The 26414-nt window shown below is 50.1% G+C and carries 21 protein-coding genes; 3 read left to right on the top strand and 18 right to left on the bottom strand.

All coding sequences use genetic code 11. The annotated features are described in order from the left end of the window. Nucleotides 1–39: 39 nt before the first annotated feature. The 10 genes from LI015_RS03305 to LI015_RS03260 all read right to left on the bottom strand — a co-directional run bounded on the left by LI015_RS03305 (nucleotide 40) and on the right by LI015_RS03260 (nucleotide 12814). Nucleotides 40–447: an ATP-binding protein gene (locus LI015_RS03305; RefSeq protein ID WP_195632292.1), complete on the bottom strand. Its 408-nt coding sequence runs from the start codon at nucleotides 445–447 to the stop codon at nucleotides 40–42. Then, the gene (locus LI015_RS03300; RefSeq protein ID WP_227124148.1) at nucleotides 444–2093 is read right to left on the bottom strand and encodes a PP2C family protein-serine/threonine phosphatase; all 1650 of its coding nucleotides are present in this window, start codon (nucleotides 2091–2093) and stop codon (nucleotides 444–446) included. The genes LI015_RS03305 and LI015_RS03300 overlap by 4 nt, the downstream gene beginning before the upstream one ends. A gap of 5 nt (nucleotides 2094–2098) precedes the next feature. After that, the gene (locus LI015_RS03295) at nucleotides 2099–2929 is read right to left on the bottom strand and encodes a formyltransferase family protein (RefSeq protein ID WP_117625446.1); all 831 of its coding nucleotides are present in this window, start codon (nucleotides 2927–2929) and stop codon (nucleotides 2099–2101) included. A gap of 52 nt (nucleotides 2930–2981) precedes the next feature. Then, a complete protein-coding gene (locus tag LI015_RS03290) occupies nucleotides 2982–8264 on the bottom strand; it encodes a hypothetical protein (protein WP_227124147.1) in 5283 nt (1760 codons plus the stop codon). Nucleotides 8265–8282: 18 nt separating this feature from the next. Then, the gene (locus LI015_RS03285; protein WP_117625448.1) at nucleotides 8283–8879 is read right to left on the bottom strand and encodes a cell wall hydrolase; all 597 of its coding nucleotides are present in this window, start codon (nucleotides 8877–8879) and stop codon (nucleotides 8283–8285) included. Between the two features lie 51 nt (nucleotides 8880–8930). Next, a complete protein-coding gene (locus LI015_RS03280) occupies nucleotides 8931–10661 on the bottom strand; it encodes an MATE family efflux transporter (RefSeq protein WP_227124146.1) in 1731 nt (576 codons plus the stop codon). A 25-nt stretch (nucleotides 10662–10686) separates the two neighbouring features. Then, the gene (locus tag LI015_RS03275; protein ID WP_227124145.1) at nucleotides 10687–10983 is read right to left on the bottom strand and encodes an STAS domain-containing protein; all 297 of its coding nucleotides are present in this window, start codon (nucleotides 10981–10983) and stop codon (nucleotides 10687–10689) included. A gap of 16 nt (nucleotides 10984–10999) precedes the next feature. Continuing rightward, nucleotides 11000–11248 (bottom strand): hypothetical protein, encoded by a 249-nt coding sequence (locus LI015_RS03270; protein WP_227124144.1) that lies wholly within the window; start codon nucleotides 11246–11248, stop codon nucleotides 11000–11002. A 161-nt stretch (nucleotides 11249–11409) separates the two neighbouring features. After that, nucleotides 11410–12060, bottom strand: a complete 651-nt coding sequence (locus LI015_RS03265) for a sensor histidine kinase (RefSeq protein WP_119204960.1) — start codon at nucleotides 12058–12060, stop codon at nucleotides 11410–11412. Between the two features lie 19 nt (nucleotides 12061–12079). Next, a complete protein-coding gene (locus tag LI015_RS03260) occupies nucleotides 12080–12814 on the bottom strand; it encodes a LytR/AlgR family response regulator transcription factor (RefSeq protein WP_227124143.1) in 735 nt (244 codons plus the stop codon). 303 nt (nucleotides 12815–13117) lie between these two features. Here LI015_RS03260 and LI015_RS03255 point away from each other — a divergent pair, with 303 nt between their 5' ends. Both LI015_RS03255 and LI015_RS03250 read left to right on the top strand, forming a co-directional pair. Continuing rightward, the gene (locus tag LI015_RS03255; protein ID WP_054355060.1) at nucleotides 13118–13804 is read left to right on the top strand and encodes a response regulator transcription factor; all 687 of its coding nucleotides are present in this window, start codon (nucleotides 13118–13120) and stop codon (nucleotides 13802–13804) included. A gap of 28 nt (nucleotides 13805–13832) precedes the next feature. Further along, nucleotides 13833–15812 carry a sensor histidine kinase gene (locus LI015_RS03250; RefSeq protein ID WP_227124142.1) on the top strand — a complete coding sequence of 660 codons (1980 nt, stop codon included), beginning with the start codon at nucleotides 13833–13835 and terminating at the stop codon, nucleotides 15810–15812. Between the two features lie 66 nt (nucleotides 15813–15878). Here LI015_RS03250 and LI015_RS03245 read toward each other — a convergent pair whose 3' ends face one another. After that, nucleotides 15879–17057, bottom strand: coding sequence for an aminotransferase-like domain-containing protein (locus LI015_RS03245; RefSeq protein ID WP_054355058.1), 1179 nt, complete (start codon nucleotides 17055–17057; stop codon nucleotides 15879–15881). A 156-nt stretch (nucleotides 17058–17213) separates the two neighbouring features. Between LI015_RS03245 and LI015_RS03240 the strand changes: the two genes are divergently transcribed. Beyond that, nucleotides 17214–18593 (top strand): aminotransferase-like domain-containing protein, encoded by a 1380-nt coding sequence (locus LI015_RS03240; RefSeq protein ID WP_227124141.1) that lies wholly within the window; start codon nucleotides 17214–17216, stop codon nucleotides 18591–18593. A 26-nt stretch (nucleotides 18594–18619) separates the two neighbouring features. Here LI015_RS03240 and LI015_RS03235 read toward each other — a convergent pair whose 3' ends face one another. From LI015_RS03235 to LI015_RS03205, 7 genes are read right to left on the bottom strand one after another with little or no spacing between them, the layout of a single operon-like run. Next, the gene (locus LI015_RS03235) at nucleotides 18620–20278 is read right to left on the bottom strand and encodes an FAD-binding protein (protein WP_227124140.1); all 1659 of its coding nucleotides are present in this window, start codon (nucleotides 20276–20278) and stop codon (nucleotides 18620–18622) included. A gap of 25 nt (nucleotides 20279–20303) precedes the next feature. Beyond that, complete coding sequence (locus LI015_RS03230) at nucleotides 20304–21086, bottom strand: enoyl-CoA hydratase/isomerase family protein (protein ID WP_002568668.1); 783 nt, start codon at nucleotides 21084–21086, stop codon at nucleotides 20304–20306. Between the two features lies 1 nt (nucleotide 21087). Next, nucleotides 21088–22272, bottom strand: coding sequence for a CaiB/BaiF CoA transferase family protein (locus tag LI015_RS03225; protein ID WP_002568669.1), 1185 nt, complete (start codon nucleotides 22270–22272; stop codon nucleotides 21088–21090). A 27-nt stretch (nucleotides 22273–22299) separates the two neighbouring features. Beyond that, nucleotides 22300–23565: a TRAP transporter large permease gene (locus LI015_RS03220; RefSeq protein ID WP_002568670.1), complete on the bottom strand. Its 1266-nt coding sequence runs from the start codon at nucleotides 23563–23565 to the stop codon at nucleotides 22300–22302. Beyond that, nucleotides 23562–24065, bottom strand: a complete 504-nt coding sequence (locus LI015_RS03215) for a TRAP transporter small permease (protein WP_002568671.1) — start codon at nucleotides 24063–24065, stop codon at nucleotides 23562–23564. Before LI015_RS03215 ends, LI015_RS03220 begins: the two co-directional genes overlap by 4 nt. 11 nt (nucleotides 24066–24076) lie before the next feature. After that, the gene (locus LI015_RS03210; RefSeq protein WP_002568672.1) at nucleotides 24077–25129 is read right to left on the bottom strand and encodes a TRAP transporter substrate-binding protein; all 1053 of its coding nucleotides are present in this window, start codon (nucleotides 25127–25129) and stop codon (nucleotides 24077–24079) included. A 30-nt stretch (nucleotides 25130–25159) separates the two neighbouring features. After that, nucleotides 25160–26362, bottom strand: a complete 1203-nt coding sequence (locus LI015_RS03205) for a CaiB/BaiF CoA transferase family protein (protein ID WP_002568673.1) — start codon at nucleotides 26360–26362, stop codon at nucleotides 25160–25162. Between the last annotated feature and the right edge of the window lie 52 nt (nucleotides 26363–26414).

Below are 26414 nucleotides of genomic sequence, written 5' to 3'. Positions count from 1 at the left end.
TCTTCCTCTCTCATGACCCTTCTTCCTTTGCCCAATGGGTCAAAGACGTTTCATCAATGTCAATATATTACAGCCGTCCCTGTATTCATAAACAACATCATCCATGGACTTCTTCACCATGAGGATTCCCAGTCCGCCGATGTCCCGTTCCTCAGCGGAAAGGGTGGTGTCTGCATCCGGCTTGGCCAGGGGATCAAATGGCTTGCCGCTGTCTAAAAACTGAATGGTTACCTGCAGGGGATTTCCTCCCACCGCACACCGCACCGTGGCCTGCCCGATTTCGGGGTGGTATGCATACCGGGCAATATTGACATAGATTTCCTCCACTGCAATGGAAATCTGCATCTGAATCTTCATGGAAATCCCCTGTGCCTCCAGCGCCTGTTCCACAAATTCCTGTACATGCTCCAGTTCCTCCAATGCGGCCGGTACCGTCAACTCTATCATAGCGCTCCCTCCTCTGCTGGCTGTCCCCTTTTTTCTGACAGCTTTAACTTTTCTGACAGCTTTAACGCAAGCATGGTTATATCGTCAAACTGGGGCGCGTCCCCTGCAAAAGCGTCTATATCCGCCTTTACAGCAGGAAGAAGTTCTTCCGGCGCAGCGTCCTCATGAGCGGCAAGCACAGATAAAAGCCGTTCTTCACCGTAGAGTTCATTCTCCCTGTTGGCGGCCTCGGTGACGCCGTCTGTATAGAGGTACAGCGTACTGCCGGGAGACAGGTCAATTTCACCTGACTTATACCGGATTCCCTCCATTCCGGCCAGCACGAATCCCGGCCTCAGCTTCATGTATCCGAAGCTGCCTCCTGCCTGACGCACCAGCGGCGGGTTATGGCCCGCATTGACATAAACCATATGCCCGGTGGCAATTTCCAGAACCCCCATCCATGCGGTGACAAACAGCCCTTCCTCGTTGCTCTCGCAGAGCTGGGCATTTACCTCGCCGAATACCTCAGCCGGGGTGGCGCCTGCCTGGGTGTGGTCCTTGATCAGCGTCTTTGCGATGACCATAAACAGGGCAGCCGGCACACCTTTGCCCGACACGTCCGCGATCACCACTGCCAGATGTCCCTGGTCCACCAGAAAGAAATCGTAAAAGTCTCCCCCCACCTCCTTGGCCGGCTGCATGGTTGCATAGATGTCAAATTTCGACTGGTTTGGGAAGGCCGGGAAAATGCCCGGCAGCATGCTGGCCTGGATATGGGTGGCCACGTCCAGTTCCGCCCCGATGCGTTCCTTTTCCGCTGTCACAGCTGACAGATTCTCAATATAACTGTATAGCTCATGGGCCATGTGGCTGAAGGCTTCCCCCAGCTCCTCTATCTCATCCCCGGTCTTTACGTCCACATGGAAATTAGAGAGGTCATCCATCTGTTCGCTGACAATGGTCCTCGCCGCCTGACTCAGGCGGTTTAAGGGCCTTAAGACCGACTGTCGGATAAAGAAAAAATATCCCACGATAAAGACAAGGAGGACTGCCAGGATGACCAGCACCACCGCGGCTGCGAAGCTCCCTATCTGCCTGTTAATCATGTCCATGGAAATATCCACGCAGGACAGGGCCACTGGCCGGTCTGAAGAATCCCGAATAGCCACATAGGCGGAAGCCAGATAGCCGTACTCCTCATTATCTGTTATGAGAATGGTGTCCTCACCATCCGGATGCAGATAAGCGCCCCGCATGATTTCCCTGCCGCCCTGATAATAGTCGTCCACATCCCCCAGTCTGCATACTCCCTCCTCCCCCGTCTTTCCCACGTCCCATATATAGTACATATGGTCCTCGCAGGGGATGACCACGTAAAAATACTTGATGCCTATAGTCTCCTTCATATACAGGAGATAACGGCTTACCTGGTCGTAGTAGCTGTCTGTCTTTCGTGTCAGCGCATAGTCCTTAATGGTGTCTCCGTCAATATACTCCGCAGCTATCTTAGCCTGGTCAAAGGCCATCTTGGTGTAATATGATTCCATGCTGCGGCGGTACTGCCGTGTGATGACAAGACACAGGGTTATCATCAGGACCACGGTCATTGCAATCAGTCCTATAAGGAACTTAAGCTGCAGCTTTCCTTTTTTTCTGCTTCTCATCACGCCTATTCCTCCCACACCGGCACCAGGTCCAGACGCAGATGCCCGTCAGCCACGCCGTACAGCACCCTGTTTTCACGGACAAACAGATTATGGCTGTCATCCTGCCCCAGAAGCACGCTTCCTGCCGCAAATCCATCCACATAGCAGGAACGTCCGTCTATGCACACCGTAGTCATCTTATTGAAGCACCGGTACACCCCCCGGGCTTCCTCCACCGTCATGCTGTGATTCAGGGCCAGCGCCTCCTTCTTGGGACGGTTCCAGTAGGGAAGCTTCTCCTTCTGGGGCCTGGCATTTGACCATACCCTGTCAAAATCCTCCATCAGCTCTTTTACCATGGAAAGGGCCTGGCGTCCGCTCTTTAAATAAATATCCACGCTGTCATTACCCGGCTGTATGTCATACTTCCTTTGGGCCAGGATGTCCCCCCGGTCCAGGGACTTTGCAATCTTATGCATGGTCACGCCGCTTCTCCCCAGCCCGCGCTCCATGGCACACTCGACGGGATAGTAGCTGCGCCCCTCAGGAAGCAAGGAGCTGTGAATGTTGACGCCGTAAAACCGGCTGTCATCCGGCACAGGAATTTTGTGGCTGTATTCCGCCACAAAAAACAATTCACAGCCCTCCTTTTCCATATAGGAGAACATCTCATCTTCTGTGATCTGTCCATAACAGACAGGTATGCCTGACATGTGGGCAAGCTGGACTATATTATGCTCATTAAAATAGTCCTCCTCCATGTGGTATGTATATAACGCCAGAATTTCATGGTTCAGATGCAGGTATTCAAAAACGTCCAAAAACACATCTGACCCAAAATATACTATTTTCACTTTAACCTTCCTTTTTTATCCTTCTTAATAATATCCTTCTTATATATCCTTCTTAATTTATAATAATACCGTCCTGATTTACCTTGCAGCCGCCAACCACGGCATTCACTGCCATGGAACCGTCAGCGTTAAAATACCGCCAGTGTCCGTCCACATTCTTCCATCCGCCGGAGAACATAACACCGTCGCTACCGAAGAAATAGATTTTCCCGTCAATCTGCCGCAGACCCGTGTACATATATCCCCGCCTGCCGTCATACAGCTTGTGCAGATAATACCATTTTCCGCCAATCTCAATCCATCCGTCCTTCATATAACCCTTAGGATCGAAATAGTACCAGTCGTAACGGCCATTGTAATACAGATATGCCCAGCGGGCGCTTGGCCATGTGCCGTTGCTGTAGGCGTACCACCATCCAGTGTCATTCTGCATCCATCTTCCTTCCCTGACAGTACCTGAGTCATGTTCAGCCTGTACCGCTCCTGCTGTTTCCTCTGTTTCCTGGGTATAAGCGATTGCGTAGGTTGAAAATTCATCCGCCCTTATGGTCAGTGTATGATGTTCCTCCTGATACGTATTGTCCACAGCAGATACTGTTCCCCCATGGACCTTATATACAAAGTAGGGCGCCCTGTTTCTTATCTCCTCAGGGAGCGGAATCACAATCGTGAGTTTTTTGCCTTTCAGGTCCGGTACAGGCGTCTCATGATCCCCTGCCGTCACTCCGGCGGCATTTTTTACGGTCTTTAACACCTGCAAATCCAGATACATGCCCACCTGCCCGCCGGGAGCCATCTCCTGGGCAATGCGTTCTGCATCCTGGGCCACTTCATTTCTAGGTTTATTCTCAACCCGGAGCTTGAACTCCACAGTACCGCCGTCCCTGACTACATCTGCGTCAGATTGTGTATACAATTCACTGTGAAACAACTCATTTAATCCGCCGGCCACAACTTCCGGAGTATCCTCAGTGGCAATCTCAATTATGCTTTGTGTCTTTCCTATGCTCATCTGTATACCGGCCACACTGTTCCCGCTTTTTATCTCCACAATCTGCGTAACGCGGTAGTATCCGTTATTAGCTACCAGATTGTAGAATCCGTCAGGCAGTCCCTCAAATTTGAATTGTCCCGGTGACTGAAGGGGACCTGCCCCGGCCTGGACCGTATTGCCCCGCTCCAGCGTTACATAAATCAATGTATCCCCCATACCGCTGTTGTCCGTCACAGTACCGCTTATTTCACCCAGGGGACCGTTTAAGGCGGCAGTCCTGAAACGTACTAATTGTTCATGGGTTTTTATTCCTCCCCCACCGTTTTCCTCATATGATATCTGCATCTTCACCTGATAATCCGTCTCCGGATCCAGTCCTGCCAGTGCTGCTTTTACAGAGACTGTTTCCATGTCCGAATCCTGGCTCAGCTCATGGTTTACAATCTGGTATCCATCTTCTGTTCCGGCTTTTTTATAGCTCACCGTCACCTCTTTTAACGGTACATTGCCCAGTAAGATGATTCCCTCCAGCATGGCGCTGTTTGGGGTGATATCCTTGGGCGCTGACAGGCTGAGTACAGGATTGTGTACTGACTCCACTAAAAATCCGCCTGGTATGACTTCCGGCATTACCTGGTAATTGTCCGCATCTCCATTGACCTGAATCTGCGTGATTCTTATATCATAGCTTCCCGCCGGGGCCTCCTTTGCATTGCCCTCGCTGGAAACAATAAGCGCTGACCTGATGGATGCTTTTACAGCATCTGTAAGGCCTTCATCTCCCGGCCATGTAACTATAAAGCCGCTGTCGCCAATGGGATCCGACTGATATACTTTGCGCCCTGATACTGTTATGGAAACCGGCTTAGGTTTGATGATATAAGATATGGCAGTGACAGAATCCTCCGTCAGCTCATATTTTTGCGCACCGCTCTCCGTAAGCGCGAATACGGCAGTATAAGAGCCTGCGCTGACAGGCGCATGGCCGACCGGTACGGACTGCCCGCTGTCTGTGGTCCGGGTATAATTTACGGTGTAATCTTCTTCCGTCAGGTCCGCCCCAGCAGAAACAGCAGAAGCTGCCTTTTCCTCCCCTGAATAGACCAGGTCAGAAGGCGCTGACAGGGTAACCGTTACATCCACTATCGGCGCAGCACCGTCGATACCCGCTGTAATCTGTCCGTTTTCAACGACTATTTCTCTTGTTACAGCCTCGCTGATAGCGCCCGCGTCATTCATAATCCATACATTAACAATGTAGGTACCGTCATCCGGGAACTCGGCTTCCCCAATCACCCCTGTGATGGTCTTCTCGCTGCCGTCAGCCAGTACACTGGCCAGATTCCTCTCCTCCTGCTGGGGCTGCCCGTCCTTTTTAATGGTATAGTAAATGGAATCAGTCCGCCCTGCTTTATCCGTAACCCTGGCATCTACCTTAATGCTCTTTTTTCCTTCTGCCTCCAGCGTAAAGCTGAACGGGTCTTTTGAAAGTACAGGCGGGTCCGCAATTTCCCCAACTGAGAAAAGAACAGAACGCGTAATACGTTCGCCCGGGGAGAGCTCCATATCTTTCCATGAGAAGGCCAGGCCGCTGTCACTTCCGATTAGATCGTCTGCACTGGTATCGTTAAATTGATTACTCTGTCTGTCGCTATAGTATCCAAACCACATGGTAGATATATCATCCGCCCCCGGCGCCTTTTTACATGCCAGTGAAAACTGCTGCTGACTGCCTGGATCCTCCATCCTAAATCCCGTTCCGGTTCTGTAAATAGATGCTGCGTCATTGCTTCCAATCTGAATATCTGCATTTACCCCAATACATACCCGTTCCATAGTCTTATCTGATACATTTACCAGGGTATGAGTCACCTTCAGATATTTTCCGTCGCTCACAAAATCAGCGGAAATCCCTGCTGCCAATATCTCTCCTGATTTCAGCTCAACAAAAACCGGTTCACGTTCCAAATTTTTAATGGACGTGCAGTCCGAAAATTTTGTAGGTTCCTTACCTGCGCAGACCCCCAGGTAATATCCGTTGTTACTGTAGGTGGTTTGTACATTCTTACCATCTTTTATTCCATGTACATCGTAATTGTCTGCTGATGCAGAAAGCCGGAATGATAGAACACCATTCTCTGTCTCCACAGGTTCCAGCTCATGGCTCAGGTCTGAAGAAAATGTGACTTTGATACGGGGATACTCACTCTTGCATACATCATACAACGCTCTGCCCAGTTCCAATTGATCCGTTCTGATAATAACAGAACCGGATCCTGTGATACTATTTGCAATCCCCTCAGGAACCCCTGTATTCCGGGGCAGAGAAACCACCAGCCTGCTGCCGGTCCCCAGTGCATTGCTCCCAATAGAGGTTACACTCTCCGGCACGGTTAATTCATGTAACTGTCCACATGCGTTAAATGCATTTTGACCTATACGTGCTGCCTGACCCAATTCCACAGAACAAATGGTCTTCGGAAAGATGGAACCAGACGAAACGTCCGGCATATCTGCTATCTTTTCTTTTTCTACTGAATCACTCATAATAAATGTCTGGAGTGATACCATATTCCGCAGATAATGCCAATCACTTTCCGAAAAAGTACCTCCCAGAATCTCCAGGGAATGAATATTGTCAGAAGTCTGATCCTTCAAAGCGTCTTCCAGTCCCGTTCCAGTCAGTTCCATACCGCCATCAACCCTGATGTTAATAACTTGTTCCTCTATCGTATTCACCAGTTTCATATTGCTGAAAAATGTGTCCAGGTCCATCAGCTTCCGGTACAGCTCCGAATCAAATTCATCCTTCTCATCCTGGCTGAGCGCATCATATGCCTTCTTTGCTTCTTTCTCCTGCTCCATTATTCCTTGGATATCGGGAATCTGGGATGCCGTGGCCACACTTATCCGCTCAACCAACTCCACTATTTCCTCCGCTGACGGAAGCGCTTGGATTTTCTCATAAACAGATTCCATGGCGGAAGTAGGGTATATAATCACAGCATCTGTAATTTCTATAAAAATCATTGGCAGCTCTGTATCCATATCATAACGGCTGCTTATAACGGGTATGTAGCAATAGGTGGTTCCTGCTTCATCCTCGGGGGAGTAAGCGTATTCTCCCTCATCCGGTTCCCACGCCTTCACCGTTATCTCAGTCCACTGGTTATCCGTTTCTTCTGTGTTACTGTTCTCTGTATTCCCGGACTCTGTATTCCCGTCTTTTACATTTACCTTTTCCGCTGCGGTCTCTGTATATGCTTCAATACTTCCCGTTTTACCGTCATTCTCAGTAACATCCGCACCTGTATCTGCATTCTCCGGCAGACCTGCCCATGGTACCATCTGGCCCATAATCACAACAGAATCTCCAAAATCATTATTATCCGTACTGTCATAGCCATCAGCATTGCCGGTAGATGTAGATATGGAAGCCCCGGAATCATCAGAGCTGCCACTGTCTGCTGATGCGCCATGTGATGTATCCTGGTTGCCTTCCGGCACCGCTCCTTCTGACGAACTCTGGTTCCCTTCCGGCTTTTCTCCTCCCGACGGACTCTGGTCTCCTTCCGGTGTCTCACCTTCTGACGGCCCCTGGTTCTCTCCCGGATCCTCTCCCTCCGACGGATTCTGATTCTCTCCCGGCTTCTCACCTTCCGACGGCCCCTGATTCTCTCCCGGCTCCTCACCTTCCGACGGCCCCTGATTCTCTCCCGGCTTCTCACCTTCCGACGGCCCCTGATTCTCTCCCGGCATCTCACTTTCCGACGGCCCCTGGTTCTCTCCCGGCTTCTCACCTTCCGACGGCCCCTGGTTCTCTCCCGGTGTCTCTCCCTCCGACGGCCCCTGATTCTCTCCCGGCTTCTCACCTTCCGACGGCCCCTGGTTCTCTCCCGGCTTCTCACCTTCCGGCTGACTCTGATTCTCTCCCGGAGTCTCCCCCTCCGACGGATTCTGGGGTTCTCCCGGCTTCTCTCCCTCCGATGGATTCAGGTTACCTTCGGGCATCTCCCCCTCTGACGGTTTCTGGACCCCATCCGGTACGGTCGGTGTTACGGCTGACGTTGGCTGTTCCGGTTTTTGTTCCTCAGCATCATCCCGGTATGCCTTTACCATCAAAGTATCGGGAAACAGCTTTTCAAATTCCTCCTGGCTGGTTCCTTCAGGCACCTTCATAGAGGAGAGTTCCTCCGGCAGTTCCTGGAACTCGGAAATAATTATTTTCTTTCCTTCCTCTTTTTCGCCCTCTGCCAGGCCTGTTATCTGAATGCTGCTGCTCATTACCATAATGGCCATTACCAAACTAATAGCTCGTTTCTTTCTGTTGTAAATACGCATCGCGGCTCTCCCTATCATTTAAGTCTGATTACAGAATACATGGTTTCCAATCACGCACTGTATATGTCCATTTTCCTTTTCCAGGGAAAAATACATGGTCTTAAAAGGCAGAATCTGTGTTTCCCCATCCAACACTGCTTTTACATTCCGTTTCACACGCTCCGAAGGTTTCGCAGCGTCCATATTCCTGTTCTTCCATGTGACGAACTGACTGCACCCATTGTCTTTCTGGCTGAGCACCTCATAAACCGTATCAGGAAACTGGTCGGAATACATCCGGTTCAGAATTACCTCCACTACAGCCTGCTGTCCCCTGTCCGGTTCCGCGCCTGCCTCCAGCATGGTGATTCTTGCAATCATGTCCAGCTCTATCTCATCAAGCTGTATTCCCCACCTGTTTTGTGGACCTCCTTTGTTTCCCGCAGGTTTCTCTCTTTTCTTTTGTAATTCTCCTTTTGCTATAGAGCAAATTGTCTCCGGAACACGGATCCCGGTCACCATTTTCCCATATTGGCCATTCACATCCGCCCCGTCCAGCCCAAACACCGTCATAGCATGAATTGTGAATGACAAAATCACTATGAAAAACAGATTGACTCCCACAAACTTTTTCATCGGTTATTCCCCCGGTATTCTGTCTTTTGTATGTTTCACCGGCCCGAAGACCTATATTTTCACCACCAGAGAATTAAAACCGCCGTAACGCCGGTAAAAGAACTCCTTTGCCTTACTCTTGATAACCCTCACTCCCATGGCATCCATATCAAAACCGCCTTCCTGGCTGACACGGCCCGTCTCCAGGGCAAAGGGGTCAAAATATCTTGCAGTGTCCCGGATATGGAGGACAAATTCCCCCTGCTGCCCGGCCACCAGTGTAATCTCGATGCATACGTCATCCCCGCCTCCGTCCCGCAGAATTACAACACATAATTCTTCGATGGTCATGGTCACGTAATACGTCTGTCTGGGACTGGCCTCCCATTTTTCACAAAATGCCCCGGCCTCCCCTGTGACCAGGGTCATATCCTGGTTTCCCTGGTTGACCGTGCAGGTGTAAACCCTGGATCCGTCAAATTCCTCCGTCCTGCCCCGGCCCGCTAAAAACCGTATTATCCACAATCCCAGTGAAAGTACCTCAACAGCCGGGAACATCCACCAGAACAGGTCCATTCTCAGGAATGAGAAGAACAATACGCCGGGTATCAGCACGATGGCGCCCCGCAGCGACGAAATGATAAGGCTCTCCCGCTCCTGATTACAGGACTGGAAATATCCGGCCAAAAGAATGGATATACCGGCAAACACCGTACCTGCGCAGTAAAGCCTGAGGGCTCCTGCCCCCATGGCGGCAGCCGCTGCCTCACGCAGCCCGAACAGGACACATATGAATTGGGGAAACAGGAAAATCAAAAGAGCTGCCAGGCATCCCGCGCTGCATCCATACCGAAAGGCGTATCTGCGCACATTCCTCATTCCCTCCCCGCGGTGCTCTCCGCAATAGGTGCTCACCATGGGCTGCATAGCCCTGGTGGTTCCCTCGTAAAGATAGAGAATCAGATAGGAGGCATTCTGCAGCATGTCAAAAACAGCTACAGACGCCTCATTCCCGGCACGGATTAGGATGTTATTGCACAGCAGCAGGAAAATAAGCTGGTACAGATACTGGACGGAACTGGAACATCCGTCTTTAAAGGCCCTGGCTGCGGCCCCCGGCGCAGGACGGACAGGCCGGAATTTTAGTATATGCCTTCCTCCCAGGATACATGGCAGATAGCACAGGATGGCAACTGCCTGGCCAATCATGGTGGACAAGGCTGCTCCCGCTGTGCCGTATCCCAGTATCAGCACAAACAGGATATTGAAGCCGATATCAGTAAGGTTGCCTGCAACCGAACCAAGACCGGCTATCTTCTCATTGTCATCATTACGCAGATAGTAATTGAGAATATTAGACATATAAAAAAGAGGTGTGGCTGAAACCAGCACCGCCAGGTAGCTTCTGGTGGCTTCAAAGAGCGGTCCGTCATCCGGCACAGTGCCCAGGACAGCCAGAAACGGCGTCATGAAAACATTTCCCAGTATTCCTGTGAGGATACTAAATGCCAGAGCCCCTGTCACCACCTGGTTAAAGCTGTCCACTGCCTCCCCGGGCTTTCCCTCCCCAAAAAGCCTGGAGTACCTGACAGAACCTCCCAGCCCCAGCCCATGGGCAAACATGCAGTTAATCATGTAAACCGGAAGAATCAGCGCGATGGCAGCCAGACCCACGGCTCCCATTCTCTGGCCCACCACAACCGCGTCCGCAATATCACTGAGCGCCCATCCTGCGGAGGAAATGATGGCGGGTCCCCACATGCGCCGGAATATTCTGCCTGTAAAGCGGTCCCTGTTTTTCATTTCCCTTTTTCCACTCCCTTTTCTCTCATTCAATGGTCAGGATATCCGTAAATCCTGTGACCTCAAATACTTCCATGATTGTCCCGCACACATTGCGTACCGTCATGGTTCCCTGCCTGTTCATCTGCTTCTGGGCCGCCAGAATCACCCGCAGGCCGGCGGAAGACAGGTATGCCAGGCCTTCCATATCAAGCACCAGTCTGTCCACACCCTCTAATCCGTTTTTAATCACAGTCTCCAGCTCCGGTGCTGTTGTGGTATCCAGACGTCCCTCCAGCTCCAGAGTCAGGCAGCCGTTATTTTTTGTGGTTGTAATTTTCATTATCATTTCCTCCCTGTCATTCTTCATTCTTCATAAAACCGAACCTGGTATCCACTCTGTTTTCCATGCAGCGGCAGATACTGCTGCGTATATGGAGCTTTGTGGATTTACGGAAGTCGGCATACCTGCAGTACCAGCACTCCCGCACAGCAGGCATGCTCCGGCTGGTCCCGGTAAAATACGGACAGCTGTAATCCTCTGTCACAATCGGGTAGCCGTCATCTGTCACGCCAATCACCGCTCCCCGGATTTTCTTTTCCGACATGGCCGCACACTCCTCTTTCATAAACATGATTTGCAGCCAAATGTGAAACAGCATCATCTGACCACGGAACAAACATATCACAGCCTTTAAAAGGAATGAGGGATGCAGGACAAAAAACGGTTTTTCCGGGATAATTGACACCGGACTGCACAACCCTGCCTTTAACACGGTGTGGCTTCCTTCCATTCCAGGGCCAGTACCACCTTGACCGTGAATTCATCATCGGTGTGGCTGACCGCACAGTAGCCGTGGTAACGCTCCGCCACATGCCGGATACTGTCCAGTCCCAGTCCGTGTCCGTGTTCCTCCTTTAGGGTAACCAGCCGGTCCCCATCCCATTTTACCCTTCCGTCATAGCTGTTTCTGATTTCCATAATCAGGTTATGCCCTACCAGGCGGGCCAGCAGCGAGATATACCGTCCGGCTCCACGGCCCTGGCGTTGGCATGCCTCCACGGCGTTCTGCATGGCATTGCCCAGCACCGTGCACAAATCCACGGGAGTACAGGGCAGGTCAGGAGGAATCTGGGCGTCGCAATTGAACCTGATCCCCCCGTTTCTGGCCTGTTCCCCGTAATATTTTAAAAGAATATTGGCCGCATGGTCCCCGCAGTAATACAACCCGTCCATGTCCGGCATCTGTTCAACAAGGGCATCCAGGTACTCCTTCAGACGGTCATAGTTCCCGGCCTGGGCGTATCCGCTCATCACCCGCAGATGGTGCAGGATGTCATGCTGCATCCTGCGCACCTCATCTATATGGCCTGCCAGGAAGGCATAATACTGTTCCAACTGTCTCTTATCTGCAGACATAACAAATCTTCCTCCTGTACTAAATACGGGTCAGCTCAGCCCGTTCCAGCAGATATCCGAAATACGCGTCCCGGATTGCGCGGCTGCCCCGCTGCCGTATAGGAATATGGGCCCCGGACATCATCATGAAATCCTCCTCCGCTACTCTCACCCGGTTCATATTCACAATAAAGCTTTGGTGGCACCGCAGGAATCCGTGTCCCTTCAGCTCCTTTTCCACATCGTCCAGTTTTGCGTATACCCGGTACTCCTCTCCGTTTTCCAGAAATACCAGAAGCACATTCCTGCGGCTCTCTATGTATTCAATCTCCCGGTAGGCAATCCTGCGGCCCCTGCATCCCTTTTTGAGCAGAAGTGTTTTCTGGTTTCCCTCGTATTCCTCCTGCAAAAAACGTCTGAGCAGGGCTGCCGTCTTCTTCCCGTCCAAGGGTTTGACAAGGTATCCGTAGGCATACACATCATAACTCTCCAGGGCATATGCCGGAGTAGTTGTCAGGAACACAATGGACACATGGGGCGCGTACCGCCGCAGACAGCGGGCAGCCTCCATTCCCAGCATGCCGTCCATGAAAATATCCATAAAAATAAGATCAAAATCAACGGAACCGTCATCGTAATCATCCACCATAGTTTCGCCGCGGCTGTATTCTGCCAATGTATACTCGTAGGGTACGGCCGCAAAAAAGGAGCGCAGGAAACCCTTTACCATATCCCTTTCTGATTTCAGGTCGTCACATATTGCAATACGAAGCATGATCATCCATCCTCTTTTTGTATCTTAACGATGTATTTTACCATAATATGGTCTGTATACCTGATTATGGGATAAATGACGGATTTTTTTGTATAAATGGCATATTATGTCCCTATTCCGTCACTCTCTGCACAAAACCAGACAGATTCTAATGCCGATTTTATCAGAAAGATTCCAGTTCATGTGGAATCCCGGCCACTCTTAACCAAAATGTAACCTTTTTCCCGGACCGCTCCCGGAATATATGGTATACTGTTATTGAGTACAGCTCGAATAACAGGCATCTGACGGGAGGAAGGGACCATGCCGTATCTTTTGTTTGTGGACGATGATTCCAATGTGTTAAATATAAACCGTAATTACTTTGAATCCAGGGGCTTTTCCGTATCCGTGGCCCAGACAGCGGACCAGGCCCTGGACCATGTGAAAAAGTATCCAGTAGACTGTGTGGTGCTGGATATTATGATGCCGGGCTTTGATGGGTTCCTGCTCTGCCGCCGCTTTAAAACCCAGATGACAGCACCTGTGATTTTCCTCACCAGCCTGACAGAAAAGGAATATTTATATCAGGGCTTTTCCCTGGGCGGAGATGATTTTCTCACCAAGCCCTGGGACCTTAAGGAGCTGGAGATGCGGATCCGGACCAGAATCAGCCAGTGTTCCAACCGTTCCCTTAAGGGTGAACGGCTGGAATTCCCGCCTTTAACCATTGACGCCGGCACCCGCCAGGCGTCCATAGGGAATGTCTGTGTTCCGCTGACCGCCTATGAGTTCGACATATTACTGCTGCTGGCCCGTTCTCCGGGCCATGTCTTTTCCCCGGACTCCATTTACCGTGAAATCTGGAAACTGCCTGATTTGGACAACACCCAGACCGTCAAGGTGCATGTGGCCCGTATGCGGCATAAAATGGAAGCTGCCTGCCCGGGACACAGCTTCATCGGAACCGTGTGGAAGCAGGGGTACCGTTTCCTGCCGGAAAACAGCTGAGAGTAATCGTGAGAGGCGGTGAAAAGCCATGACGCAGTACAGGAATTCAAAATGGCTCAATTTAACGGCAGCGGCAGCCCTGCTTCTGGCTGTCCTTATTCTGTTCCAGTTCCTGTATCAGAAAGATAACAAATACACAAACGGGCCTCCCTATGGAAGTCAGGGTGTCTTTGCATTCTCCGCCCGTGACCTGACAGGCAGCAGGCCCCTGTTTCTTATTGACGGATGGGAATTCTATCCGGACCAGCTGCTGACACCTGATACCGTTGGTTCTGTTCCGGACCAATCCATGTCCTTCATATTCATCGGACAGTATTCCAACTTTTCCTTCCTCTCCTCCGGCCATTCGCCCTTTGGCAGGGCCACCTACCGCCTGCTGCTGCGATATGACGGAGAACCAAGGCTTCTGACCCTGGAAGTGCCGGAGCTGTTTACGGATTATCAACTTTGGATAAACGGACAGCCAGTGGAACAGGGCAGCCCCTTTGCAACCTTTTACATGGACGGCACCGCCGAAATTTTGTTAAACACAGACAACCGCAGCCACTATTACAGCGGTCTGACCTATCCCCCTGCCCTTGGCACCCCTGAGGCTGTCCACAGGATGTTATTTCTGCGCCATATGTTCTACGGCATACTGTGTATCTTTCCCCTGGCCCTGTGCCTTTACGCGGCCGCTGCCTGGAGAATACGGGACAGGGACAGGCGCCTGCTGCATTTCGGCTTATTATGCCTGTTCTTTTCCATCCACTGCGCTTATCCGTTCATTCACCAGCTGGGCCTGTCCGGAAGGCTCTGGTATGCTGTGGAGGATGTCTCCTGGATGGCTATGCTGTATGAGGTCATGGTACTTTCCTCCGTGGAAGCCGGTTTCAGCGGAAAACTGTGGTACAGGAGATTCCTCCGCCCGGCTGCGGCTGCGGCCTGTGCCGTATGCGGCCTGTCTGTCCTCTTCCTCATACCTGCCTCCCCCCGCCTGGTGAATCTTTACGGCGCCTTCCTGGACGGATACAAGCTTCTTATCTGGCTCTATCTGCTGGAATGTGCGGTATACGGCCTGTGGATGAACCGGGACAGCGCGGGCCTGGTGCTGGCCGGATGTTTAACCATGGGGGCCGCCATGGTGTCCAATCTTCTGGACAATAACCAGTTCGAGCCTGTTTATACGGGATGGCAGACGGAATACAGCGGCTTTATCCTGGTCATCGTTTTCTGGATTCTCACGGTCCGGCACATAAGCCGGGTCCTGAAGCAGAACCAGGCCCTCACCGAGCACCTGGAGGACCAGGTACAGAAGCGCACCAGGGAGCTCCATGCGGTGCTGGATGAACGCAAGGCATTTTTCTCGGACCTGGCCCACAACCTGAAGGCGCCCGTGGTGGCCATTCACGGATTTACGGATTTGATTCTCAGGGGAAATTTGTATCTGGATGATGATTTGAAGGAATATCTGGATAAAATCAGCAGTGAAAATGAAGAACTATGCAGACGCATGTACGTGCTGGGAGACTTAAATGCTTTTGATAAGATTACGGAGCCAAGGGAATTAATAGAAATAAACGGCTTGCTGTCCCAGGTCAGTCACGATAATGAACCTGAGGCCTGCATATCCGGTATAGAACTGCGGGTGGAAAAACTGGAAAACCAGGCATTTATCCTGGCGCAGAAGAGAAAGCTGCTGCTGCTTTTTGAGAACCTGATTTACAATGCCATATCATTCACGCCGGAGGACGGCGTTATCACCATTTCCCCCTGCCTGGACCAGGACGGCGTGACGATACGGGTAAGCGATACAGGTATGGGGATTGAGCCTGAGCATCTTCCCCATATCTTTGAACGTTTTTATTCAGGACGGCCCGATGCCTCAGAAAGCAGCGGATTGGGGCTCTACATTGCCCGTATCACAGTGGAAGAACTGGGCGGGAGCATTCACGCGGAATCCGTGAAAGGACAGGGAAGCGTGTTCACGGTACGGATTCCCCTGGCGGGGACAGTCCCTTCCCTATAGATCCTTTCCTACAGATCCTTCCTTATAGTCCCTTCCCTATGAAATGATAAGCCGGATGTTTTTGCTTTATATTTCCCGCAGAAGCTCTCCCAGCCTGCGGATCCCCTCATCAATCATGCTGCAGTCCGCGTTTGTAAAGTTAAGGCGCATGGTGTTGGTATCAGTCATATTGATGTAAAACGGATCACCGGGAACAAACGCAACCTTTTTCTCCAGGGCTTTGGGAAACAGCGATAAGGCGCTGACCCCTTCCGGCAGTGTCACCCATAAGAACATGCCTCCGCGGGGACGGGTGTACCTGACTGTCTCCGGAAAATACCGGTCCATCGCCTCTGTCATAGCCTGTGCCTGCTCCTTATACAGCTGCCTGATTTGGTCGATATGGGCGTCATAGTCGTTGTGCATCAGATAGTCCCATATCAGGTATTGGGAGAAGATATTTGTATGTAAATCACTGGCTTCTTTTGCCACCGAAATATGTTTCAGAAGTTCCGTGTCAGCGCAAATCATAAAGCCGGTTCGCATGCCCGGGGTCACTGTCTTTGAAAATGTCCCCAGCAGAATGCTGCCCGGCAGCTGGCCTGCCCCGATATAAGGAATACGGCCGCCCTCGTCAAAGCGCAGTTCCCCATAAGGGTCGTCCTCCACCAAAACGATTTCCCGCTCCCTCAGAACCTCGCGGATACACGCTCTGTTTTCAGCACAATAGCTGAGTCCTGTGGGGTTCTGGAAGTCCGGAATGGCATATATAAATTTGACATCATGTTTCAGAGCATCTTGTAACTGTTCTATATCCATCCCTTCCTCTGTCAGCTCAACCGGATAAAATACCGGCTGATATTGGGAAAATGCCTGTATGGCCCCAAGATAACTGGGCTTTTCCACAATCACTCCGTCCCCTGTGTTTAACAGGACCTTGGATATAAGGTCCAGGGCCTGCTGGGACCCTGTGGTAATCAGGATATTTTCAATGCCAAGTTTCAGGCCGAATCTGCGGTTGTAGCGGTCCGCTATATACTGGCGCAGCTCCGGGAGTCCGGCCGTGATGGAATATTGGAACAGGCTGCTCCCATAATCCCTTACAATGCGCTCCATGGATACCAGAAGTTCCTCCTGGGGAAATGATACCGGGTTTGGCAGTCCTCCTGCAAATGAGATGATTTGCGGGTCAGCCGCGGTTTTTAGAATACTTCGGATGAATGACGGTGGTGTGGATTTAATCCGCTCAGATAATAAATGTTCCATACTGCTGCTCCTTTGTCCATTTTCTTTATAGTGGTTTTTATAATGGTATCATTATAAACTTGCAAAAGGACTCGAACAACAGTAGAATTGTATGCAAGACAATTTTGCAAATACCCATACAAACAAACCACAGAGATCATACAGAGGAAACAGATTATGTCTATCAATTCATTTGACAATTATCCCATGAGCTGGAAACCGGATTTAAGCAGAACATCAGGCCCAAAATATCTGGCGCTGGTAAGCCTGATGGAAGAAGATATTAAGAACGGAACACTGAAAGCAGGAACAAAGCTGCCGCCCCAGAGAGAATTGGCGGATTACCTGAATGTAAACCTAAGCACCATATCCAGGGCCTTTAAATTGTGCGGCCAGAAGGGCCTTCTGTCTGCCTCCGTAGGAAACGGTACCTACGTCTGTGCGGATGTCTCTGCGGAGACCATACTTCTGTGCGGACGTGAGAATCCGCGGATGATTGAAATGGGCGCACTGGTCCCCCAGGTGTCCGGGAACCGGCTGGTCAAAATCTACACAGAGCGGCTGTTAAAGCGGCCTGACGCCCTGAACCTCTTTTCCTACAGTGACCCGGAGGGAACAGGACGGCAGCGTGAAGCCGGCGTGGCCTGGCTTCAAAAATCAGGCTTTTCTACCGATAAGGACCATGTTCTGCTGGCAGCAGGCGGCCAGAACGCACTGACAGCGGCACTGGGCGCATTGCTGGAACGCGGGGATAAGCTGGGAACAGACCCCCTGACTTATCCGGGTGTTAAAACCGCGGCCAAGCTTCTGGGAATCCATCTGATATCCATTCAGAATCATGATTATGAGATGACAGAGGAAGGGATCCGGTATGCCGTACAAAATGAAAAGATAAAAGGCATCTATGTAATTCCGGATTACCACAATCCCACCTCGCATATCATGTCCCTGGAGACAAGGAAAAGGATTGCAGAACTGGCCAGGGAGAAACATATCCTGGTAATTGAGGATGGAATCAACAACCTGCTGACGGAAAATCCCCTGCCTCCCATTGCTTCTTTTGCCCCGGAACAGGTCATCTATCTGTCAAGCCTGTCCAAAACCATTGCCGCCGGGTTGAGGACTGCTTTTGTCCATGTGCCGGACCAGTATCACCGCTGCCTGGCCACCACCCTTTATTCCATGAATATTTCCATCTCCCCGCTGCTTGCAGCTGTATCCGCGGGACTGATTGCAGATGGGACTGCAGATGAAATTATAAGGGGACGGAAGGAGGAACTGCGCAGGCGCAATCATATAATCAGCCAATCCTTAAAAGGCTTTGCACTGGACTGCCCGCCTACCAGCCCCATGAGATACCTGCGCCTGCCGGATTATTTTACCGGCAAAAGCTTTGAAATCTGCGCAAAACAGGCCGGGGTGCAGGTCTATGGGGCTGAACGGTTTTCAGTTGGCAATAAACCGGCGGAAAAGGCAGTCCGCATTTCCGTCATAACCCCGCCGTCCATGGGGGATTTGGAGGAAGGGATTAGACGGTTGAGGGGGATTCTGGGGTGAGCCGTATCAGTCTTTTCCTAGCGCCATCATATACTCTGATCTGAGAACATTGGCCTGTCAAGCTTGGGATTCACTATGGGGTAATCCTCCCGATAGTGAGCCCCCCTGCTTTCCTGTCTTCTCAATGCGGCCTCCCCCATAAGACATGAAGCTGTAATCAGACAATACAGCCGGAAGGCTTCCATATTAATTGCATCCTGCCTGGGAGACTCTGCAAGCTGCCGTCCAATCCGCTCCACAGTGCCAAGTACCTGCATAAGACCGGCTTCATTTCTGCTGATTAAAAGATGATGCTGGTTTACCGACTGCAGTTCATGGATTAAACCTTGTGTGTCCGCCTTTCTGTGTAGTATTTCCCACAATCTGTCATCCGGGTACATGGCAGCACTTTCTCTTTGCGGACGGTGGATACCTGCCCACTTTGCTGCATTTGTCCCCGCTATTTTCCCAAACACCTGGCAGGTCACCATCATATTCCCGCCCAGGCGGTCCGCTCCATGAGGACCGCCTGCCACTTCTCCAGCCGCATACAGTCCCGGCAGCGATGTGCTGCCTTCTGCATCAATGCATACCCCGCCGTTAATAGCATGGGCAAATACATTAATCTCCACCTTCTGCGTTAACAGATCCACCCCCTTGTCCTTCATATGGTTGCGAGCCACCGGCCACATGTGATGGAGTCCGCAGTCATCCGGTACATGACAGATATAATCATCTTTCATATGTCTTAAATCAGCAATGATACCTCCATGGCGTCCTCCTCTACCGGCTCTGATTTCCTTTTGAATTGCTATTTCTAAATATTTTGAATCATCACTGGATGAAAACGGGAAGTGTTTTCTATGTTCATCCATCACATATTCCGGTTGCATAGAATCTGGTATGTACTTTTCAAGGAAACTCTCTCCCTCCGAATTAGTCAGTAGAGGATGGGCTGCCCAGATATATCCGTTAAATATATTCATAAGAGGGTGTGAAAATCCGATTCCGCTCTGCATGAATTCCATATTAACCAATCTGGCACCTGATTCGTATGCCAGCATATATCCGTCTCCGCTGACATCCCCCGGATTCAGGTTTTTTTCAAAAGCCTGGGATGCGCCTCCGGATGCCAGAATGACTGCTCCTGCAGAGATATAGATTAGCTTCCCCCGCGAATCCACCCCCCATGCTCCGCAGCATATTCCATTCTTCTTCGCCAGCTCTATGATAGTAACTCCTGTCAGGGACTGAATATCTGGACGTCTGCGTATCTGCCGGATCAATGCCTGTACAATTGGTTCTCCATGGCCCCGTATGACATGTGTACGGGGAATGCTTGCAAAACAACTTTTAAATGTATAATATCCGTCCCCTTCCCTGTCAAATTCGACCCCCCATGATTCAAGTTCATCAATTGTCTCAGGTGCTCCTTCAGCCAGGATTGCAGCCAGCTTTTCATCCGCCATTCCCTGTCCGGCAGCCATTATATCCTGGTAATGACATTCCACATCTCCCGGCACATGGGGATCCCCTGCGTTATATCCGGCCATCTCTGCCACAGGATATGTAGTGGCCCCGCCTAATCCAAGCGGCATTTTAGCAGCTATGATTACATCAGCTCCTGCGTCGCAGGCTGCTAAGGCTGCCCTTAAGGCCGCCCCTCCTCCTCCTATAACCAGTACATCTGTCACCAATCTGTCCATTTTCAGTTCCTCTCTGCCTATATGATTATCTGAACTGCGGGGAACGTTTGCCAAGGAACGCATCTACCCCTTCTTTACAGTCCTCTGTTTTGAATATGCTCCGGCTAAATTCCAGGTTTTTATAGAAACATTTATCTGAGGATACCATGCCGATTTCCCGTACCCCCTTCTTTATCAGCTTGATAGCTTCAAACGGTTTATGAGCGATTCTTTCAGCCAGGTCAAGCGCAGCACTGACTGTCTTGCCGGCCGGAGCCAGTCGGTTGACCAGTCCGAGACGCAGACAGTCCTCTGCATCAATGAATTCTCCTAAAAACATCATCTCCATGGCTTTGGAAGCACCAACTAATTTAGGCAGTCTGAAAATTCCTCCGCTTCCCGGAAAAACCCCCAGATTAATCTCTGGCTGTGCAATTCTTCCGCTTTCGGAAAGAATTCTCAGGTCGCAGGCCATTGCCATCTCGTAGCCGCCGCCGCATACATTTCCTTCCATGGCAGCGATAACCGGCTTATCCAGAAATTCAATTGCATTGAATACTTCATTCTCCTTCTGCAGCTTTTTTCCAATTACATCATCCCAAACCAGAGGAAATTCCTTTACATCAGAACCTACGCAAAAGGCTTTTTCTCCAGAGCCAGTAAGCACCACCACCCGTACTTCATCATCCTGTTCCAATCGGAACAGCGTTTCCTTTAACTCGCGGCTAAGTTCCAGGGTCACCAAATTAAGCGGCGGATTATTTAAAGTAATTAGCGCTACCTTATCTGCTGGTTTCTCTACTAAAATCAGGTTGTTTTCATACTCCATATCAATTCTTCCTTTCATGATTTCTAACAATCAGTCCCTTTCTCTCTAACTGGTTTAATTCCCGCTGGGTATACCCGGCTTTTTCTAATATCTCGTCTGTGTGCTGGCCAAAAGCCGGGGGCAGATTACGGACTGCCGGACGTACGCCGTCGTAATAATTGGCATGCCCTAATCCCCGCAGAGTCCTGCCCTCACTTTCCCCCAGCTCTATAAACGGCCGATTATAAAGAATCTGGTCATCCTTCATTACCTGCTCATACTCATTTACCGGAGCAAACCACATATCCTCCATGCGTTCAAATATCTCCACCCACTGCGCTGTTGTCTTTTTCTGCATTTCCTGATTTATCATCTGGTCAAATTCCACGCGTCTCTCCATGGCATCCTGTTCCGTAAAGTTCTCTATAACACCAGGAGTAAATAAGCTGCACAGCCGGTCATGATGTGTCAAGGATACTGTTATGCATCCGTCCGCCGTAGGATATACCCCATATGGGGACTGATGTATCCTGGTGGACAAGCCGGTATCTGCCCGGTCAATAAATCTCCCTCCATTTAAATAATAACCAATTGTTTCAATCTGCAAATCCAGGGAAGCAGACAGCAGACTGGTCTCAACCTTATGCCCTTGTCCTGTTATGTTCCTGTGGCGGGCTGCTGCAATAATTCCCAAAGCTATAAGTACTGCCGCATGCTGTTCAATGAGGGCTGCCCCTGCCGGAACAGGCGGTTTTGAACCTGGACCGTTCAAAGAGGCCAGTCCGCTTTTCGCCTCCATCAGCAGTTCATCATCCGGATTCTGGCAGCATCCGCTGCCATCCGCTGTACAGATGCACCATATAAGCTGTTTGTGAGACCTGAGCAATTCATCATATTGGATGCCCCACCCCTCCAGCAGTCCAGGAGGAGAATTATCCAGTACAATATCATAGTCCTGCAGCAGGCGGTGTAATATATCAATGCCTTCCGGTGACTGCGGATTGAAGGAAATACTCTTCTGATTCCGGCCTGTCATCTGAAAAAACAGACCGTTTTCCCCATCCAGAACACTTCCAGGCCGGATACGGCCTGTCATATCCCATTCCACCCGCACAACCTCGGCTCCCAGATCAGCCAGTATCTGACTGGCTGAACCGCCATAAAGCCCATGGACAAAGCTGAGTATCTTCATACCCTCCAACATCATAGAATCCTCCCGATTAAGTCTGCTTCATCACAGCAGCAGCGTACTTAATGCAGGGACAAATACAATCAGGAAAAACACCGCTGTATATCCCAGAAAAAAGGGAAGCTCACCTTTGGCTATATCACCCATTTTTAATTTTGAGACAGAGGCTGCCGCAAACAGATTTACTGCCACAGGAGGAGTCATACATCCAATAACATTCGCTATACACATAATCATTCCAAAATGAATGACGCCAATTCCCAGGGTCTGTGCTATGGGCCAGAGAACCGGTACCAGAAGCACACAGGTAGCTATCCCCTCCAGGAATGTGCCGAACACAAGCAATACCAGGGCAACAATCAGACAGAACATCCATGGAGCCAGATTCATGGCCACAATTGCATCCACCAGCTGTCCTGATATCCCCGAGAATGTAAACAGCCATGAAAATGCTGTGGAGGTTGCAATGATGAATAAAATCATGGCACTGCTCTTTCCTGAGGCCAGAAGTATACGGTAAATATCCCGGGGATGCAGTTCCCGGTAAACAAAAACACTTACAATAAAAGAATAGATAACTGCAACGGCCGCTGACTCAGTGGGCGTCATAAGCCCGGAATATATACCTCCCAAAATAACAAACGGAAGAAAAAGGGCAGGCAGTGCATGGATAAAATGTTTTGCAAGCTGGCTGACGCTTGTCCTCTCCGTATTTTTAGGCCACTTCTCCTTATTGGAATAGTAGATGCAGATTACCACCAGTACAATGGAAATCATAAGTCCTGCTACAATTCCCCCCTTAAACATATCCCCTACCGAACTGTTGGTAATGGTACAGTAAACCACCATAATAATGGAAGGAGGAATAATGGGACCCAGCCCCCCGGACACTGTCAGCAATCCTGCACACCGTTCTTTTGGATAGCCCAGACGCACCATATCAGGATAAAGCATTCCGCCGATTGCCAGCACCGTGGCCGGCGCCGAACCTGACAGAGCGGCAAAAAAAGCGCAGGCCAGTACCATTGCGTACCCCATTCCCCCTCGTATATTACCTATAATACTGTTGCAGAAATCCACCAGACGGCGGGATATTCCACCTTCTGTCATAAGATTTCCCGCCAGCACAAAAAGGGGAATCGCCATAATGGATACTGAATCCAGGGCAGTAAACATTCGCTGGGGCACCACTGCCATAGGAACGTCAAAGCACAGCAGAGACGCCATGGTCGCCGCTCCCAAAGAAACCGAAATAGGCACACCGATTATCAGTAACACAATCATGGTTCCGAACAAAATTATTGCAGTCATGACGCATCCTCCTTTCCTTGGTCTTCCGCCGCTTTTTCCATAACCAGGCAAACCAGCGCTGCTGCCTGTATTACGGTAATGATTCCAAAGCTGAGGGTCAATGCAAAGTAAGGTATGGCCATGGGCAGATGTAAACCAGGTGATACCTGCCCGGAAGACAGCTGTGTTTTAAGAATGGTAAAGGATGAAAAAAAGCAGACTCCGGAAAAAATCGCCACCACGGCCTTTGAAATAATCCGCACTACCCTTCCTGTCATTCCGTGTATTTTATCCGTAATAGCCGTGATGGAAATTTGTGTATTGTCCCTTAATCCTGCCTCTGTTGCCAGCAGTGCCATATAAACCATGCAATAGCGTGCTAATTCCTCCAGCCATGAAACACCTGCATGGATTATATTTCGGTTAACTACCTGGGCAAAGGACGCCAGCACCATAACCGTAAATGTGGCCACCAGAATAAAATCCTCTATCTTCTGTAAATTGGCAAACAGCCTTTTCATCCTTATCCCTCCTATTTTTCAGCTTCAATCGCTTCCACCCAGGCCGGATCCATTCGGTCTGCAAACTGTTCCATTGCCGGTTCTACCAACTTTCGCATATCATCAATAGGTATCTCATAAAATTCCACGCCCAGCTCTGTCAGTTCCTTTACTGCCGCCTCATTTGCCTCCACCAGATAATCCCTCTGTCTCTGTGCTCCTGCTTTTACACCTTCCACAAAGTCTTCCCTCAAGTCATCCGGTATCTGATTCCATGCCTTGTCCGACATAAACACGCCCATATAACCAAAAACATGATTGGTCCATGTTACGTTTTTGGTTATCTCATAGTAGCGATTGGCAATCAGATTGGCGATGGCATTCTCTGCCGCGTCAATGGTGCCCTGCTGTAAGCCGGTAAAAACATCTCCGGATGCCATTGGTGTGGCAATTGCCCCCATGGCATTAAACGCCGCAATATGTAAATCATTCTCCATGGTGCGTATTTTAAGATTTTTCATATCTTCCAGGGATGTGACCGGACGGGTGGAGAAGATATTGCGGAAACCTACATCCATCCAACCCACTGTATGTATTTTCTGCTCTTCTGTTTTTTCAGCAATCAGTGTTCCGACTGTTCCATCAATAACACGATGGGCTTCATCTGCTGTCTCAAATAGAAATGGCTGGTCAAGCACCGCCATTTCAGGAATGAAAGAGGTGAGTACTGCGTTGGAGGCCGTAAACATGTCAATGGTACCCATTTGCGCACCCTCGTACATGTCTCTTTCATTACCCAGCTGCCCGCCTGCAAATACCTGTATGGTTATTCTTCCGCCGGTAGCCTTATTCACTTCTTCCGCAATGGCCAGGGCTCCCTTATGGAAATTGCTTCCATCCGGGTCCACCATTCCCAGTTTAAACGTAATGGCGTCTTTCTCAGGCTTTGCCTCCGGGACCGAATCTGCTTCTGTTTTCACATCTGAAACTCCTGCTGAAGTGGTTTCCGCATTCTTACCCTGCCCGCAGGCTGCCAGCATTCCGGCTGTTAATACTGTTGTCAACAATACTGCAATCTTCTTCATAATCAAATTCTCCTTCTGCTTTATCCTGTTTTATTTGTCCTGCTTTTTTTCGGGTGACACAGCCTTTCCCTGCTTCATCATCTCCTGAATCTGTGAATCTGAATATCCTGCCTCCTTTAGCAGCTCTATCGTGTTCTCACCAAGCTCCGGCGGCAGCCGTCTTAAAGGCACTGGTTGCCCATCATAGCGGTTGGCATGTCCGAGAACTTTCACCTCGCCTGCTACCGGATGATTCATGGTCATAAAACACTGGTTATAAACAACCTGCTCATCCTTTACAACGTCCTCATATTCATTAACCGGCGCATACCATATTCCTAACTCCTCAAATATTAACTCCCACTCATTTGTAGTTCTCTTTAACAATTCCCGGCATACCACCTTGTCAAATTCAATGCGGTTATCCATCTGATCCTTTGCCGAAAAACCTTCCAGCGCGCCTGGTGTAAATGCCTGTTCCAAATTCTCAAAGGAGGTAAGGGAGAGTGTAATGTATTTATCTGCTGTCTTATAGATTCCATAGGGTGACTGATGAATCCTGGTCGATAAACCGGTATCTGCTCTCGGTGTAAGCGTCCCACCATTCAGATAATATCCAATAGGTTCAATCTGAAGATCCAGAGCTGACCCCAGCAGGCTTGCCTCAATGCGGTGTCCCTTCCCGGTCTTATCACGGTCATACACGGCAGCGGTAATGCCCAGGGCTGCCAATATAGCCCCGTGCTGATCCACCAGCGCTGTCCCTGTAGGCATGGGAGGATGATCTCCCGGTCCTGCCAATGCCGCCAGTCCGCTCATTCCCTGTATGAGAAGATCCTGCCCCGGCTTTCTCACCTTGGGTCCACTGGAACCATAACCCGTACAGGAGCAATAGATGACTCCAGGGTTTAATTTTTTCAATTCTTCATATCCCAAACCCAGTTTATCCATAACTCCAGGCCGGAAGTTTTCCAAAATCACATCATACCCCTTATCACGGACCAGCCTGTAGATGGTCTCCCGTCCCTCGTCAGACTTTAAATCCAAAGCAACCCCTCTTTGATTGCGGTTCGCCATGAGGTAGAAAACGCTGACCCCATTTTTGTACGTATTGCAACCGGACCAGCCCCTCTCATAAGCACCCCTGCAAGACTCTACCTTTACCACATCGGCTCCCAAATCCGCCAATGCCTGTGCTGCTGACGGCCCCTGCAGATAATGGGTAAAACTAAGAACCTTTACTCCTTCTAACATTCTGAACATTCCCCTCCTTTTAATATTTTTACAGATTATAAACGTTTATAAT

This window comes from Enterocloster sp. 210928-DFI.2.20 (genome assembly GCF_020554465.1).
Lineage (GTDB): Bacteria > Bacillota > Clostridia > Lachnospirales > Lachnospiraceae > Enterocloster > Enterocloster bolteae.
Note: the sequence above shows the minus strand (reverse complement) of the source record. Positions and strands in the feature narration are given on the sequence as shown.